Raw genomic sequence first — 15,267 nt, forward strand, 5'->3', positions numbered from 1 at the left:
GCGCTGGTCAGGTTACCCGCTGACCGGGCTCAGCGCCGGAGTCCGGGGAGAGCAGATAGATACCGTCGTTATTGGCGGACGCCAACACCATACCTTCTGACAGGCCGAAGCGCATTTTTCTCGGGGCCAGGTTGGCGACCATCACGGTCAGTCGTCCTTCCAGCGCTTCTGGAGAGTAGGCCGAGCGAATGCCGGAAAAGACGTTGCGGGTCTCGCCGCCCAGGTCGAGTGTCAGCTGCAGCAGCTTGTCTGCGCCTTCCACGTACTTTGCCTTGGCGATACGCGCAATCCGCAGGTCGACTTTAGCGAAATCATCGAAGCTGATCTCGGCGGCGATGGGATCCTCGGCCAGTGGGCCTTTAGGGGTGTTCTTGAGTTTCTGCTCTTCCACTAGATCCTCCTTGGAAGCGTCGATCATGGCGTCGATCCTGTCTCGCTCTACCCGGGTCATCAGCGGTTTGAATTTGTTGATGGCGTGGTTCACCAGAACGTTACCACGACTCTCCCAATTCAAAGTGTCAACATTTATAAACTCACGCGCTTGCTCTGCCATGCTCGGCACCACCGGCGCCAGATAGACCATCAGCTGGCGGAACAGGTTGATGCCCACCGAGCAGATTTCCAGCACTTCCTGTTCGCGTCCGTTCTGCTTGGCCAGTGCCCAGGGCGCTTTGTCAGCGATGTAGGTATTGGCTTCATCGGCCAGCTCCATGATCTTGCGCATGGCGCGGCTGAATTCCCGCGCTTCGAAATCGGCAGCGATATCCTCACCGGCCGAGATGAAGCGGGCAACCATGGCCGGTTCAGCGCAATGTTCGGAGAGCGTTCCGCCGCCGAGCTTTTTGACGAAGCCTGCACAGCGGCTGGCAATGTTCACGACCTTGCCGACCAGATCCGAGTTCACGCGCGCGGCAAAGTCGTCGAGGTTCAGGTCGAGGTCGTCGACCTTGGAGGTCAGCTTGGCGGCAAAGTAGTAGCGCAGATACTCGGGGTTGAGGTGCTCGGCATAGGTGGCGGCCTTGATGAAGGTGCCACGGGACTTGGACATCTTGGCACCATCCACGGTCAGGAAGCCGTGACAGTTGACCGCCGTGGGCGTACGGAACTCTGCCCCATGGAGCATGGCCGGCCAGAACAGGGCGTGGAAGTAGACGATATCCTTGCCGATGAAATGGTAGACCTCCGCGTTGGTGTTCGGCTGCCAGAAGCTGTCGAAGTCGATGCCTTGGCGGTCACACAGGTTCTTGAAGCTGGCCAGGTAGCCGATGGGGGCATCCAGCCAGACGTAGAAATATTTGCCGGGCGCATCCGGGATCTCAAAGCCGAAATAGGGCGCGTCCCGAGAAATGTCCCACTCATTGAAGCCGGATTCGAACCACTCCATCAGCTTGTTGCGGATCTGGGGCTGAACGTGACCGTCGTTGATCCACTGTTGCAAGAACTCGGCGAAGTCCGGCAGCTTGAAGAAGTAGTGGGTCGAGCTACGTACCTCGGGCGTGGCGCCGGAAATGGCGGACACCGGATTGATCAAATCAGCGGGGGTATAAGTAGCGCCGCACTTCTCGCAGTTATCCCCGTACTGATCGTCAGCATGGCATTTGGGGCAGGTGCCCTTGATGAACCGATCCGCCAGGAACAGGCCTTTCTGGGGGTCGTACATCTGCTCGATGTCGCGGGTCGCAATATGGCCCTTGTCGCGCAGGCGTTTGTAGATCAGCTCGCTGTAGTGACGGTTCTCTTCGGAGTGGGTGGAGTGGTAGTTGTCAAAGCCCACGCCAAAGCGAGCAAAGTCTTGCTGATGGTCCCGGGAGACTCTTTCGATCAGCGCTTCCGGGGAGATGCCTTCCTGCTCGGCTCGCAACATGATGGCCGTACCATGGGCGTCGTCGGCGCATACGTAGTAGCACTGCTGGCCACGGCTTTTCTGAAAACGTACCCAGATGTCGGTCTGGATGTACTCAAGCAGATGACCCAGGTGGATGGCACCGTTGGCATAGGGCAGTGCGCTGGTCACCAGAATGTTGCGTGGAGCAGTGTTGGACATGGTGAAGGTTGATTCCGTCTTGGCAAAACAAATAAATGGAGTGAGATAAACGTGTGTCGCCACCTGGCATGCAGTCAGCGACAACTAGTACAGTGCCTGCTCTTCCAGAACCACTTCGCGCAGCAGTTCCAGAAACAGCTTGTCGGCATCGGAGTGCTCGGCAGGGTCTTCAGGGATGTGCACGCTGGTGGTGTCGGAAATTTCGTTGGCAATGCGCGCCATGACGGCAGGGCTGCTACCTTCCGCAAGCTGCTGGCGGGCAATGGCCAGCGACTGCTCGAGGATTTTGGGATCCTGGAGAAGCTTGCGAATGAACCCACGCAGTTCGTTGATAATGCGCGTTTTTTGGATTTCTGATGCGGACATGGGAGTCTCCTTAAGACCACGCCAGGGCAGGTGCCCTGGTGGGACCAATGAATGCCTTGACCATAGCACTTTTTTGCATGTTGAGCATGCAAAGTCGCATGGCCTGCCCAACGCGATCAATGACTAACCGGGTTACAGGCTCAGCCTGCCGGCCTTGTGCTTGACGGGGTTGGCGTACTGCTCCAGCCAATAGGGGCGTAGTGCTTCCGGTACTTCGGCAAGCCGCGCCTTGAAGCGCTCGCGGTCCTGGCGGGTGATCGACTTACGTGCCACCAGCTCCGGTGATTCACCCAGTGCTTCCAGGGCCAGGTAATGGCTCGGGAAAAGCCGATAGCCCCCGATGACCTGGCGGTCGATCTCGGCGGCGACTTCACCAGGGGTCTCCATGTCCGAGCCTACCGGGCTGCCAAAGCGCAGCTGAACGCGGCCTTTGGGGCCGGTGATGCCGGAGACGATGGAGCGAATGTCTTCGAACTCACTTTTGGCATAGCGACCGTGGGTAGCGATGTCGTGCAGCTCCTGGGCTTTTTGCACGTCACAAGGGTCGTATTCATAGCTGATGGAAACGGGCACCAGCTTGAGTTCCGCTACTGCTTCACCAAAGACGATGTCGCGTTCGGCAAGCCGTTTGGCCATGATCAGCATCTTGATGATGGCGGGGTCGGTACGGTCGATGCTGTTCTTGGCGCGGCCTTCCCGCTGGGCCATCCAGATGGAGTGGTTGTCGTCGGTGATCGAGTGACGAATGTAGCCTGACAGCTGCTGGTAGGCAGCCAGCATGGCCCGCTTGCCCCTGGCGCTGCGCGGCACGATGAAACTCTTGTTCAGGCGCATCAGGTCCGTGACGTAGGGCTTCTTCAGCAGGTTGTCGCCAATCGCGATACGCACGGTGTCACGACCCGCTTGGTAGAGCGCATAGTTGACGAATGCCGGGTCCAGCGAAATGTCGCGGTGATTGCCGATGAAGAGATAAGCACTATGCTCATCGAGCTTGTCCAGGCCTGAGACGTCAAAAGCCGTCGTGGTGGTGCGAATCATTCGCTCCATGTAACGGGCAATGCGCATCTGAAATTCATGCACGCTGGTCACGCCCTTGACCTCACGACGCACCGCGTGACCGGCCAGCGCCCTGGCCAGCGGCGGTGCCCACTTGGCCATGCGTGGCAGGCGAAATCGGGTCAGCGCATCCAGCAGCTCTGTGTCGTGAGAAAGTCGAGCAATAACTTCAGGAACCTCATGATCCGTATAGGGGCGAATATCGGCCCAAGGGTCACTCGTGGTGTCTGCGTAAGGAGCGTTATTGTGTTGAGTCATGCGATCCGTAACGTGTCAGCAAGTAAGTGATCGATTCACCGAGAAGGTTGGGCGTGCCCATCTTGGGTGCCGGAGAGCGCACTCGGTTCCCGCTCGGTTTCACCGCCCAGCCACGCCATGAGGCGGCGAATGTCCTCGGACAGCGATTGGGCCATCAAAATGAAATCGGTTTCCAGGCGTGCCAGGGCATCGTCGCCATCATCAGCGTGGTCGGCCTCTTCGATCAGCGCATCGCCAAAGCGTAGAGATTTCAGAGCAAGGTCGTCATGCAGCACGAAGCTCAAGCGGCCCTCTATCTGCATGGCCAGCTTGCTGGCCTGACGGCCGCTTTCGAGCAGCTGCTGTATTTCGTCGCTATCCAGGTCCACCTGGCGGGCGCGCAGTACGCCGTCATCGCCTTTCGCCTTCAGCTCTACCTGGTCGCCCAGCTGCAGGTCGGCGGGGCGGCTGGCGGGGTCACCCAGCCAGGTCGTCATGGCGCGTATCGGCAACGTCTGGCTGCTGAGCGGCGTTGCCTTGAGGCTGCCCAGGGTTTCCCGCAGCAGGTCCAGCACGTCTTCGGCGCGGGTGCGCGAGCTGGCATTGATGCCAATCAGCTGATGCTGGGTGTCCCACCAGAGGTCGATTTTCTGGCTGCGCACGAAGGCGCGAGGCATCAGCTCTTCGGTGACCTGCTCCTTGAGAGCCGTCTTTTCCTTGCGCGTCACCTTGCGTCCTTCGCTGGCTTCGATGTCGGCGACTTTCTCATCGACCTCTTCCTTGACCACCGAGGCAGGCAGCAGACGTTCCTGGCGCAGTGCCGACAGCAGCCGATGTCCCTGGATCTCGTGCAGGCGCTGTCCGCCGCCCAGGCGGCCTGCGGGCGCGGTCCAGCCTAGTCGGCGAGCATCCGCATTGCCCAATGGCTTGGCGGCGTGTTCATCCAGCGCGTTGGCCAGGGTGTGGCTGTCGAGCTCGGGCGCGCCGTGCAGGCGATATAGATGCAGGTGCTTGAACCACATGTCACCAATCCTGTTTAAAAGGTGGCACATTATGTCGAAAGCAGGCCTTTCCTGCCAGCACTCTGGTGTGCCGTCATGCTGTTGCACTAGTTTTAAACTTGTGTTTGATTTGTGTGGGGCATGTTGCCTGTCGCTGGCAGGTGCCTGCGCCTGCTGATCACTGTCATCAATAAAAGAGGTTGTCATGTCTGAAGCGATTTCCAGCGTTACCATGCGGGTGCGGGGCTACCACCTGGACGGCTATGGCCACGTCAACAATGCGCGCTACCTGGAGTTCATGGAGGAGGGGCGTTGGGCATTTTTCGATGAGCACCCGCAATTGATGAAGCAGCTGCATCAGGCGAAGCGGGCGTTCGTCGTGGTGAATCTGAATATCGATTACCGTGCGGCAGCCTTGCAAGGGGACGATCTCACGGTGCAGACCGGCATCATCGACGTGAATGAGCGCAGTGCGCTTTGCCATCACCGCATCGTGCGTCAGGATGGCAGCGTGGTCGCCCAGGCGGATCTGACCTTCGTGCTGCTGGACATGCAGCAAAATCGCGCGGCGACTATCGAAGGCGACGTGCGTGAAGCGCTCATGGGGCTGCAGGTCGGCAAAGAGGCCTTTTTGGCTTAAATAGCAATGGAGGTGTCACCGACTGCCCTTGATGCGTATGCAGTGGTATGATGTGAGCGACTCTGCGCGCCGCCTTGCTGGTTAGCTAAAGGCGGCATTTTCAAGCGCTTTCAACTCTCGCAGTGCCAATGCAGTGCAAAGGATCTGACTTTCATGGGTGACATCGCCAGAGAAATCTTGCCCGTCAATATTGAAGACGAGCTCAAGCAGTCGTACCTCGACTATGCGATGAGTGTCATTATTGGTCGTGCGCTCCCCGATGTGCGCGACGGCCTCAAGCCGGTTCATCGCCGTGTGCTGTTTGCCATGCATGAGCTGGGGAATGACTGGAACAAACCGTACAAGAAGTCGGCGCGTGTCGTCGGCGATGTCATCGGTAAGTACCACCCGCATGGTGACAGAGCAGTGTATGACACCATCGTTCGCATGGCACAGCACTTCTCCATGCGTCACGTGCTGGTCGATGGTCAGGGTAACTTTGGTTCCATCGACGGCGACAACGCGGCTGCCATGCGTTACACCGAGGTGCGCATGGCGCGCCTGGCCCACGAGCTGCTGGCGGATCTCGAAAAAGATACCGTCGATTGGGTCGATAACTACGACGGCACCGAACGTATCCCCGATGTGCTGCCCACCAAAGTGCCGAACCTGCTGATCAACGGCTCCTCGGGTATTGCCGTGGGCATGGCCACCAACATTCCTCCCCATAACATGCGGGAAGTGATCGATGGTTGCCTGGCGCTGATCGACGACTACACCCTGACCGTCGATGACCTCATGCAGTACATCCCCGGGCCTGATTTCCCCACCGGCGGCATCATCAATGGTCGTGCCGGCATTCTGGATGCCTACCGCACCGGGCGTGGACGCATCTACGTGCGCGCTTGTCACACCATCGAACACGATGACAAGACCGGGCGTGATCACATCATCGTCACCGAACTGCCGTATCAGGTGAACAAGGCGCGGCTGATCGAGAAGATCGCCGAGCTGGTCAAAGAGAAAAAGATCGAGGGCATTGCCGAGCTGCGCGACGAGTCCGACAAGGATGGCTTGCGTGTGGTGATCGAAGTCAAGCGCGGTGAGTCTGGCGAGGTCGTGGTCAATAACCTGTTTGCCCAGACCCAGCTTCAGAATGTCTTCGGTATCAACATGGTGGCGCTGGAAAATGGCCAGCCGCGCACACTCAATCTGAAAGAGATGCTCGAGGCGTTCATCCGCCATCGTCGGGAAGTCGTCACGCGGCGTACCCTGTTCGAACTCAAGAAAGCGCGTGAGCGCGGCCATCTGCTGGAAGGCCTGGCTGTCGCCATCTCGAACATCGATGAAGTCATCGAGCTGATCAAGGCATCGCCCAATGCCGCCGAAGCCCGCGAGAAGCTGCTGGACAAGGTATGGCAGCCGGGCCAGGTGACGGCCATGCTGGAGCGTGCCGGTGCCACTTCCTGCAAGCCCGAAGACCTGGATGAAGGGTTTGGACTGAACCCCTCGGCCACCGAGTATCGCCTTTCGCCTGCTCAGGCTCAGGCGATTCTGGAACTGCGTCTGCACCGCTTGACCGGCCTCGAAACCGAAAAGCTGCTGGATGAGTACCTGTCGATTCTCGAAAAGATTGCCGAGTTCACAGAAATTCTTGCCTCTGCCGACCGCCTCATGGAGGTGATTCGGGAAGAGCTGCATGCGGTGCGCGACCAGTTCGGCGACGACCGTCGCACGGAAATTCAGGCCAGCCACCTGGACCTGTCCATCGAAGACCTGATTGCCGAAGAAGACATGGTGGTCACGGTGTCGCGTTCGGGCTACGCCAAGACGCAGCCGCTTTCGGACTATCAGGCCCAGCGTCGGGGTGGTCGCGGCAAGTCCGCCACGGCCATGAAGGACGAGGACGTCATCGAGCATCTGCTGGTTGCCTCGACCCATGACACGGTGCTGCTGTTCTCCAACCGTGGCAAGGTGTATTGGCTGAAGGTGTACGAGATGCCCAACGCCAGCCGTGGTTCACGCGGCAAGCCGTTGGTGAACATGCTGCCGCTGGAAGAGGGCGAGTCGGTCAACGCCATCCTGCCTGTGCGTGACTACGACCCCGAACACTACATTTTCTTCGCCACCGCCAACGGTACCGTCAAGCGCACCAGTCTCGAGCAGTTCTCTCGCCCGCGCAGCGTGGGCTTGATTGCCATCGATCTGGAAGAGGGCGACCGCCTGGTGGGGGCTGCGATTACCTCGGGCAGCGACCACGTCATGCTGCTCTCTTCCAATGGCAAGGCGATTCGTTTCGAGGAAGGCAACGTGCGCGCCATGGGCCGTACCGCTCGCGGTGTGCGCGGCATGCGCCTGCTGGACGACGCGGAAGTGATCAGCCTGATCATTCCCAAGAGCCAGCAAATCGATGCTGAAGCGGACGCCGATGCCGAGCAGGAAGCCTCGGCAGATGCCGCCGAGCTGGCGCAGAGCGATGGTCAGATCTACATCCTCACCGCCAGTGTGAAGGGCTATGGCAAGCGCACGCGCCTCGAAGAGTTCCCGCTGCGTGGTCGCGGTGGGCAGGGTGTGATTGCCATGCAGACCAGTGAGCGCAACGGCGCCCTGGTGGCGGCCATGCAAGTGTATGACAGCGATGAAATGATGCTGATCACCGACCGTGGCACCCTGGTGCGTACGCGGGTGGAAGAAGTGTCGATCACGTCGCGTAATACCCAGGGCGTAATGCTGATTCGCCTGGGCAAAGAAGAGCAGCTGGTGAAAACCGTGCGTGTCGATGAGCCCGAAGATACGGGAGCGCCCGAGGCGGTCGAGCCAGACGAACAAGACAATGGCGCACAGGAACCGGGAACCGATGACACGTCATTATAATTTTTGCGCAGGGCCTGCGGCCCTGCCTGTTGCCGTACTGGAGCGCGCTCGCAGTGAGCTGCTCGACTATCAGGGGCGCGGTTTGTCGGTGATGGAAATGAGTCATCGCAGCGATGAGTTCATTGCCATTGCCGAGCAGGCAGAAGCCGATCTGCGGTCTCTGCTGGCCATCCCTGATCAGTACAAGGTGCTGTTTCTTCAGGGCGGTGCCAGCATGCAGTTTGCCATGCTCCCCATGAACCTGCTGGGTGGAGGCGGTAGTGCCAACTTCATCCAGACGGGCATTTGGGGCAAGAAGGCGCTGAGCGAAGCCAAGCGGCTCGGTTTTGCCTGCCATGTGGCGGGCAGCAGCGAGTCCAATGGACATCTGGCGGTGCCTGACGAAGCTTCCCTGTCGCTCAGCAGCGACGCGGCCTACCTGCATTACACCTCCAATGAAACCATTGGAGGGCTTGAGTTCGACTACGTGCCAGACGTCACCCGTGCCGATGGCAGCGACGTGCCCCTGGTCTGCGACATGTCCTCCAATATCCTGTCGGGGCCTGTCGATGTCAGCGACTTCGGGGTGATTTATGCCGGGGCGCAGAAGAACATCGGTCCGGCGGGATTGACCATCGTGATCGTCCGCGATGATCTGCTGGGCAAGGCGCCTGCAAGCGTCCCTTCGCTGTTCGACTACCAGATGCTGGCTGACGCAGGCTCGATGGTGAATACCCCGCCTACCTACGCCTGGTACCTCTCGGGCCTGGTGTTTCAGTGGTTGAAAAACGACATTGGCGGGCTGGACGCCATGGACCGCATGAACCAGCGCAAGGCGCAAAAACTTTACGCGGCCATCGATGGCAGTGACTTCTACAGCAATCCTATCGCCACAGCCAATCGGTCGCGCATGAACGTGCCGTTCGTGCTGGCGGATGACCGGCTGGATGGTGCCTTCCTCAAGGAGGCCGACGAGGCCGGACTGCTGAATCTCAAGGGTCACCGCAGCGTCGGCGGCATGCGTGCCAGCTTGTATAACGCGGTGCCGGAAGATGCGGTGGATGCGTTAATTGCCTTCATGGCAGATTTCGAACAACGAAGAGGCTAACCCCCATGTCCGATACGCCGATCAATCTCGACGACTTGCGTCAACGTATCGACCAGCTGGATGGCGATATTCTGCGTTTGATCAGTGAGCGGGCCAACTGTGCCCAGCAGGTGGCTCACGTCAAGCTGGCTCAGGACAAGGATGCGGTGTTCTACCGACCGGAGCGCGAAGCCCAGGTGCTGCGCCGTATCATGGCGTTGAACAAGGGGCCTTTGGACTCCGAAGAAATGGCGCGGCTGTTTCGCGAAATCATGTCTGCCTGCCTGGCGCTGGAGCAGCCGGTCAAGGTGGCTTATCTCGGGCCTGAAGGCACCTTCACCCAGCAGGCCGCGTTGAAGCATTTCGGTGAAAGCGCCGTCAGCCTGCCGATGGCGGCCATTGATGAAGTGTTCCGGGAAGTGGAGGCGGGGGCCGTCAACTATGGCGTCGTTCCCGTCGAGAACTCCACCGAAGGGGTGGTCAATCACACCCTCGACACGTTCATGGACTCCTCCATCAGGATTTGTGGTGAAGTGGTGCTGCGCATTCACCATCATCTCTTGATCAGTGAAACCACGCGTCAAGAGAAGGTGTCACGCATCTATTCGCACCCTCAGTCGTTCGGTCAGTGCCGCAAGTGGTTGGATGCCCACTACCCTCATGCCGAGCGGGTGCCGGTCTCTTCCAACGCCGAAGCCGCCAAGCTGGTGAAAACCGAGTGGCACAGCGCCGCAATTGCCGGCGACATGGCCGCCAAGCTGTATGGCCTCGAGCGCATTGCCGACAAAATCGAAGACCGACCGGATAACTCCACGCGCTTCCTGATCATTGGCAATCAGGACGTGCCCATGTCGGGCGAAGACAAGACCTCCATCGTCGTGGCAATGCGTAACCAGCCCGGTGCGCTGCACGATTTGCTGGAGCCCTTCCACCGCCACAAGATCGATCTGACGCGTATCGAAACGCGGCCCTCGCGCACCGGTGTGTGGAACTACGTCTTCTTCATCGACTTCAAGGGCCACCGTGACGAGCCCCAGGTGGCTGCGGTGCTGGAAGAAGTTCGCCTGCGCGCCTCTGAACTGCGGGTGCTGGGTTCCTACCCTCAGGGTGTGCTGTGACGGTTTCACCTTCTCTTGCACCTCGGGTGGCGTGTGTCGAACCGCGCATTCTGATTGTCGGCCTTGGTCTGATCGGCAGCTCCTTGGCTGCCGCATTGCGTGCCTCGGGCTACGCTGGCCAGATCATCGCCTGCGACCCCAATGAGCAGGAAGTGGCATTGGGCATCGAGCTGGGGCTGGTGGATGCCGGCGGTGTCGAGCTTGCCAACTGCTTGAAAGACGTTTCCATGGTCGTGCTGGCGGTGCCGGTGCTGGCCATGGAAAGCGTGATGAGCACGCTGTCGCGTTCTCTCGATCAGGCGGCTCCCGATGTCGTGATCACCGACGTAGGCAGTACCAAGGCCACCATACGTGATTGTGCCGAGCGCGTATTCGGCCGTGTCATGCCCAATATCGTGCTGGGTCATCCTATTGCGGGCTCCGAGAAAAGCGGTGTGGCAGCCGCCAATCCATCGCTGTACGTTAATCACAAGGTGATCCTGACGCCGGAGCCGGATGTCGACCCGGTAGCGCTGGCGCGAGTAGAAACCTTGTGGAGAGCCTGTGGCGCCGACGTGCTGCAAATGAGCGTCGAGCGCCATGATCAGGTGCTGGCGCGCACCAGTCACTTGCCCCACTTGTTGGCATTTTCACTGGTGGACACGCTGGCGCGGCAGGACGAGCGGCTGGATATCTTCCGCTATGCCGCGGGCGGGTTTCGTGATTTTACCCGTATTGCAGGCAGCGACCCGGTCATGTGGCGCGATATTTTCGTGGCCAATCGTGACGCCGTGCTTTCTTCTCTGGATGATTTCGAAGCGGGGCTCAAGCGGCTGCGCCAAGCGGTAGAAAGTGCCGACAGCGATGCGATGATTGCCACCTTCGATCGGGCCAGTCATGCTCGCCACTATTTTGATACGTTATTGAATAAAACCAGTTATCAGGCGGAATATCATATGCAACCACACGGTCAAGTGACTTATCGAGTGCAGCCAGGCGGCCAGGCGCAGGGGCGTTTGCGGGTGCCGGGCGATAAATCCATGTCTCACCGCTCGATCATGCTTGGCGCGTTGGCCGAAGGGGTGACCGAGGTCAAGGGCTTCCTGGAGGGCGAAGATAGTCTGGCCACCTTACAGGCCTTTCGTGAAATGGGGGTAGCCATCGAAGGCCCGCACCAGGGGCGTGTGACCATTCATGGGGTTGGCATGCACGGCCTCAAGGCGCCGGCAGGCCCGCTGTATGTAGGTAACTCTGGCACTGCCATGCGCCTGTTTGCCGGGCTGCTGGCGGGTCAGGCGTTCGATAGCGAATTGACCGGTGATGAGTCACTCACCAAGCGCCCCATGGGGCGTGTGGCAGACCCGCTGCGCCTGATGGGAGCGACCATCGACACGGCAGAGGGTGGTCGTCCGCCATTGAAAATTCATGGCGGCGCTGCGCTGAAAGGCATTCATTATGATATGCCCATGGCCAGTGCTCAGGTGAAGTCGTGCCTGCTGCTGGCAGGGCTCTACGCCGAGGGAGAGACCCGCGTGCGCGAGCCAGCGCCGACTCGCGATCATACCGAACGGATGCTCAACGGGTTTGGCTACGCCGTTTCTCGCGAGGGCGACACCTGCTGGCTGCAGGGAGGCGGTCAACTGACGGCGGGGCCGATTGACGTGCCCTCCGATATCTCTTCGGCTACCTTCTTCCTGGTCGCCGCGGCCATTACCCCTGGTTCCGACATCACGCTGGAGCACGTGGGCATCAACCCGACGCGTATCGGTGTCATCAATATTCTGACCCTGATGGGCGCTGACCTGACGCTTGAAAACCAGCGCGAGGTAGGCGGTGAGCCCGTGGCGGATATCCGTATTCGCTATGCGCCGCTGAAGGGTATCGATATTCCTGTCGATCAAGTGCCGCTCGCCATCGATGAATTCCCGGCGCTGTTCATTGCGGCGGCCAATGCACAAGGCACCACGCGGCTGCGCGGAGCTGAAGAGCTGCGCGTCAAAGAGTCGGACCGTATTCAGGCCATGGCAGATGGTTTGGCGATTCTGGGTGTCGAGCATACGGTCGTGGAAGACGGCATCGACATCATCGGTAACGGTGACGAGAGCATGCCGAGTTACGGCGGTGGCCGCATCGATAGCCTCGGCGATCACCGCATTGCCATGGCGTTTGCGATTGCCTCCCTGCGCGCGGGTGCTGAGATCGTCATCGACGATTGCGCCAACGTGGCAACGTCCTTCCCTGGCTTCGTGACGCTGGCTCAGCGTATCGGTATGCGTGTCGATGTGGAGGACGTCCATGACCGCTAACGCTCCTGTGCTGACCATCGATGGCCCCGGCGGTGCCGGTAAAGGCACGATCAGCAGCCTGGTGGCTGAACGGCTGGGCTGGCATTTGCTGGATAGCGGTGCGCTCTATCGGTTGACGGCCCAGGCGGCCGTCAAGCATCACGTGGCGTTGGATGACGAAGCGGCGCTGGCCGATATCGCAGCAACCCTGGACGTGGCTTTCCCGGTGGAAGAGGGTCGGCCACGCACGCTGCTGGAAGGCGAAGACGTCAGTCGGCTCATTCGTACCGAGCAAGCGGGCGAGCGCGCTTCCCAGGTGGCCGCATTGCCGCAGGTGCGCGCGTCGCTACTTCAGCGGCAACGGGATTTTTGTCGGTCTCCCGGGCTGGTGGCGGATGGACGCGATATGGGCACAGTGGTGTTTCCAGAGGCGCCGCTGAAGATTTTTTTGACCGCCAGTGCCGAGGAAAGGGCGCATAGACGGCATCTGCAGTTGCAGGAAGCAGGGGTGGATGCTAGTCTGTCGAGTCTTTTGAAGGAGATTCAGGCACGCGATGCACGCGACACGCAGCGCAGTGTGGCTCCGCTCAAGCCGGCAGATGATGCCATCACGCTTGACACCACGCGCCTGAGTATACCGGAAGTGGTTGATCGGCTAACCGAGCTGCTTGCCCAACGGGGCATGTTTAACGGCGCTTGATTCTCCCTTGCGGCGTTTTTGGAAAGGTGTCACGACGTGGCAGGGCGACAGTAATATCTTAGTGAGCCCGGTCAGGTCCAACCAGCGCTAACACCTCCAGAAGCTGAATGACATTAGGCCCGTACTCGCTGGTGGTACGGAGAAGGCAGTTATGCCTCAACAACGTTGATCACGTAGGAAAACCATGAGCGAAAGCTTTGCTGAACTGTTTGAACAGTCCCTTAACGACATCAACATGGAGCCGGGCGCCATCGTTGCGGCTCAAGTTGTCGACATCGACGGTGACTGGGTTACCGTTAACGCTGGTCTGAAATCCGAAGGTCAGATCCCTGCGGCACAATTCCGTGACGAGAATGGTGAGCTGACCATCGCGATCGGTGACGATGTGCACGTTGCGCTGGAAGCCGTAGAAGATGGCTTCGGCGAAACTCGCCTGTCCCGTGAAAAAGCCAAGCGCGCAGAAGCTTGGAAGATTCTGGAAGCGGCCTTCGAGAAAGACGAAATCATCAAAGGCGTGATCAACGGTAAAGTCAAAGGCGGCTTCACTGTCGACGTCGACTCCATCCGTGCCTTCCTGCCGGGCTCTCTGGTTGACGTTCGTCCGGTTCGCGACACTGCGCACCTGGAAAACAAAGAGCTGGACTTCAAAGTCATCAAGCTGGATCCGAAGCGTAACAACGTCGTTGTATCGCGTCGTGCCGTGCTTGAAGCCGAAAACAGCGCCGAGCGTGAAGCGCTGCTGGCCACGCTGCAAGAAGGTCAGCAAATCAAGGGTATCGTCAAGAACCTGACCGACTACGGTGCTTTCGTAGATCTGGGCGGTGTCGATGGCCTGCTGCACATCACCGACATGGCGTGGAAGCGTATCAAGCATCCATCTGAAATCGTTGCCGTTGGCGACGAGATCAACGTCAAAGTGCTGAAATTCGACCGTGAGCGCAACCGCGTTTCTCTGGGTCTGAAGCAGCTGGGTGAAGATCCGTGGGTCAACATCAAAGACCGTTACCCGGAAGGTATGAAAGTGCAGGCAGTGGTCACTAACCTGACCGATTACGGCTGCTTCGCTGAGCTGGAAGAGGGTGTCGAAGGTCTGGTTCACGTGTCTGAAATGGATTGGACCAACAAGAACATCCATCCGTCTAAAGTCGTTCAAGTGGGCGACGATGTTGACGTTATGGTGCTCGATATCGACGAAGAGCGTCGTCGTATCTCCCTGGGTATCAAGCAGTGCACTGCTAACCCGTGGGAAACCTTCAACGCCGAGTACAACAAGGGCGACCGCGTTTCTGGTACCATCAAGTCCATCACGGACTTCGGTATCTTCATCGGCCTGGAAGGCGGTATCGACGGTCTGGTTCACCTGTCCGACATCTCCTGGACGGAAACCGGTGAAGAAGCGGTTCGCAACTTCAAGAAAGGCGACGAGGCAGAAGCCGTTATCCTGTCCATTGACCCTGAGCGCGAGCGCATCTCTCTGGGCATCAAGCAGATGGATTCCGATCCGGTTGCCGAATACCTGTCTGTCAACGACAAGGGCAGCATCGTGACGGGTCGCGTCGTAGAAGTTGACGCCAAGGAAGCTCACATCGAGCTGGCCACTGACGTCATCGCGGTTCTGAAGGCTTCTGAAATCAGTGCTGACCGTGTTGAAGACGCACGTAACGTACTGAGCGAAGGCGACAGCGTCGAAGCGCGTATCGTCAGCGTTGACCGCAAGAGCCGTCAGATTGCTCTGTCCGTCAAGGCCAAAGAGCAGGACGACACGCGTCAGAACCTGAAGAAACTGCGTGAGCAAGAGCCGGAAGCTGCCGGTGGTCCGACCACGATCGGTGATCTGATCAAGCAGCAGATGGGCCAGGACTAATACTAGTCTTGTCTCGGAAAACGCCGCCCTTTGGGGCGGCGTTTTTGTTTCTGTCTGC

General features: G+C 59.2%; 11 protein-coding genes. 7 read left to right on the plus strand and 4 right to left on the minus strand.

Annotation, left to right across the window (positions count from 1 at the left end; genetic code table 11):
• Positions 1–7: 7 nt before the first annotated feature.
• The 4 genes from metG to CWI66_RS00485 form a co-directional block, all read right to left on the minus strand.
• Positions 8–2,044: a methionine--tRNA ligase gene (gene metG, locus CWI66_RS00470; RefSeq protein WP_100730608.1), complete on the minus strand. Its 2,037-nt coding sequence runs from the start codon at positions 2,042–2,044 to the stop codon at positions 8–10.
• An 84-nt stretch (positions 2,045–2,128) separates the two neighbouring features.
• Positions 2,129–2,410 (minus strand): hypothetical protein, encoded by a 282-nt coding sequence (locus CWI66_RS00475; protein WP_100730609.1) that lies wholly within the window; start codon positions 2,408–2,410, stop codon positions 2,129–2,131.
• Between the two features lie 132 nt (positions 2,411–2,542).
• The gene (locus CWI66_RS00480) at positions 2,543–3,724 is read right to left on the minus strand and encodes a 1-acyl-sn-glycerol-3-phosphate acyltransferase (protein WP_100730610.1); all 1,182 of its coding nucleotides are present in this window, start codon (positions 3,722–3,724) and stop codon (positions 2,543–2,545) included.
• A gap of 35 nt (positions 3,725–3,759) precedes the next feature.
• Positions 3,760–4,725, minus strand: a complete 966-nt coding sequence (locus CWI66_RS00485; RefSeq protein ID WP_016913748.1) for a recombination-associated protein RdgC — start codon at positions 4,723–4,725, stop codon at positions 3,760–3,762.
• Positions 4,726–4,909: 184 nt separating this feature from the next.
• On the opposite strand from CWI66_RS00485, the gene CWI66_RS00490 reads away from it, so the two are divergent.
• From CWI66_RS00490 to rpsA, 7 genes are all read left to right on the plus strand, one after another.
• Positions 4,910–5,344, plus strand: coding sequence for an acyl-CoA thioesterase (locus tag CWI66_RS00490; RefSeq protein WP_016913749.1), 435 nt, complete (start codon positions 4,910–4,912; stop codon positions 5,342–5,344).
• 153 nt (positions 5,345–5,497) lie between these two features.
• Complete coding sequence (gene gyrA / locus CWI66_RS00495) at positions 5,498–8,197, plus strand: DNA gyrase subunit A (protein ID WP_100730611.1); 2,700 nt, start codon at positions 5,498–5,500, stop codon at positions 8,195–8,197.
• The gene (gene serC, locus CWI66_RS00500) at positions 8,181–9,284 is read left to right on the plus strand and encodes a 3-phosphoserine/phosphohydroxythreonine transaminase (RefSeq protein ID WP_081135440.1); all 1,104 of its coding nucleotides are present in this window, start codon (positions 8,181–8,183) and stop codon (positions 9,282–9,284) included. Before gyrA ends, serC begins: the two co-directional genes overlap by 17 nt.
• Positions 9,285–9,289: 5 nt before the next feature.
• Positions 9,290–10,381: a prephenate dehydratase gene (pheA, locus tag CWI66_RS00505; protein ID WP_039178103.1), complete on the plus strand. Its 1,092-nt coding sequence runs from the start codon at positions 9,290–9,292 to the stop codon at positions 10,379–10,381.
• Complete coding sequence (locus CWI66_RS00510) at positions 10,378–12,666, plus strand: bifunctional prephenate dehydrogenase/3-phosphoshikimate 1-carboxyvinyltransferase (RefSeq protein ID WP_232710680.1); 2,289 nt, start codon at positions 10,378–10,380, stop codon at positions 12,664–12,666. The genes pheA and CWI66_RS00510 overlap by 4 nt, the downstream gene beginning before the upstream one ends.
• Positions 12,656–13,345, plus strand: coding sequence for a (d)CMP kinase (gene cmk, locus CWI66_RS00515; RefSeq protein ID WP_100730613.1), 690 nt, complete (start codon positions 12,656–12,658; stop codon positions 13,343–13,345). The genes CWI66_RS00510 and cmk overlap by 11 nt, the downstream gene beginning before the upstream one ends.
• Positions 13,346–13,529: 184 nt before the next feature.
• A complete protein-coding gene (rpsA, locus tag CWI66_RS00520) occupies positions 13,530–15,209 on the plus strand; it encodes a 30S ribosomal protein S1 (RefSeq protein ID WP_081193269.1) in 1,680 nt (559 codons plus the stop codon).
• Positions 15,210–15,267: the final 58 nt, after the last annotated feature.

This window comes from Halomonas sp. 141, from assembly GCF_002810305.1.
Classification (GTDB): Bacteria; Pseudomonadota; Gammaproteobacteria; order Pseudomonadales; family Halomonadaceae; genus Vreelandella; species Vreelandella stevensii.

What these genes read in the sequence shown, in the direction of transcription:
- rpsA (WP_081193269.1), top strand. Translation starts at nt 13,530, where the DNA reads ATGAGCGAAAGCTTTGCTGAACTGTTTGAACAGTCCCTTAACGACATC.
- metG (WP_100730608.1), bottom strand. Translation starts at nt 2,044, where the DNA reads ATGTCCAACACTGCTCCACGCAACATTCTGGTGACCAGCGCACTGCCC.
- CWI66_RS00485 (WP_016913748.1), bottom strand. Translation starts at nt 4,725, where the DNA reads ATGTGGTTCAAGCACCTGCATCTATATCGCCTGCACGGCGCGCCCGAG.
- serC (WP_081135440.1), top strand. Translation starts at nt 8,181, where the DNA reads ATGACACGTCATTATAATTTTTGCGCAGGGCCTGCGGCCCTGCCTGTT.
- CWI66_RS00490 (WP_016913749.1), top strand. Translation starts at nt 4,910, where the DNA reads ATGTCTGAAGCGATTTCCAGCGTTACCATGCGGGTGCGGGGCTACCAC.
- CWI66_RS00480 (WP_100730610.1), bottom strand. Translation starts at nt 3,724, where the DNA reads ATGACTCAACACAATAACGCTCCTTACGCAGACACCACGAGTGACCCT.
- pheA (WP_039178103.1), top strand. Translation starts at nt 9,290, where the DNA reads ATGTCCGATACGCCGATCAATCTCGACGACTTGCGTCAACGTATCGAC.
- cmk (WP_100730613.1), top strand. Translation starts at nt 12,656, where the DNA reads ATGACCGCTAACGCTCCTGTGCTGACCATCGATGGCCCCGGCGGTGCC.
- CWI66_RS00475 (WP_100730609.1), bottom strand. Translation starts at nt 2,410, where the DNA reads ATGTCCGCATCAGAAATCCAAAAAACGCGCATTATCAACGAACTGCGT.
- gyrA (WP_100730611.1), top strand. Translation starts at nt 5,498, where the DNA reads ATGGGTGACATCGCCAGAGAAATCTTGCCCGTCAATATTGAAGACGAG.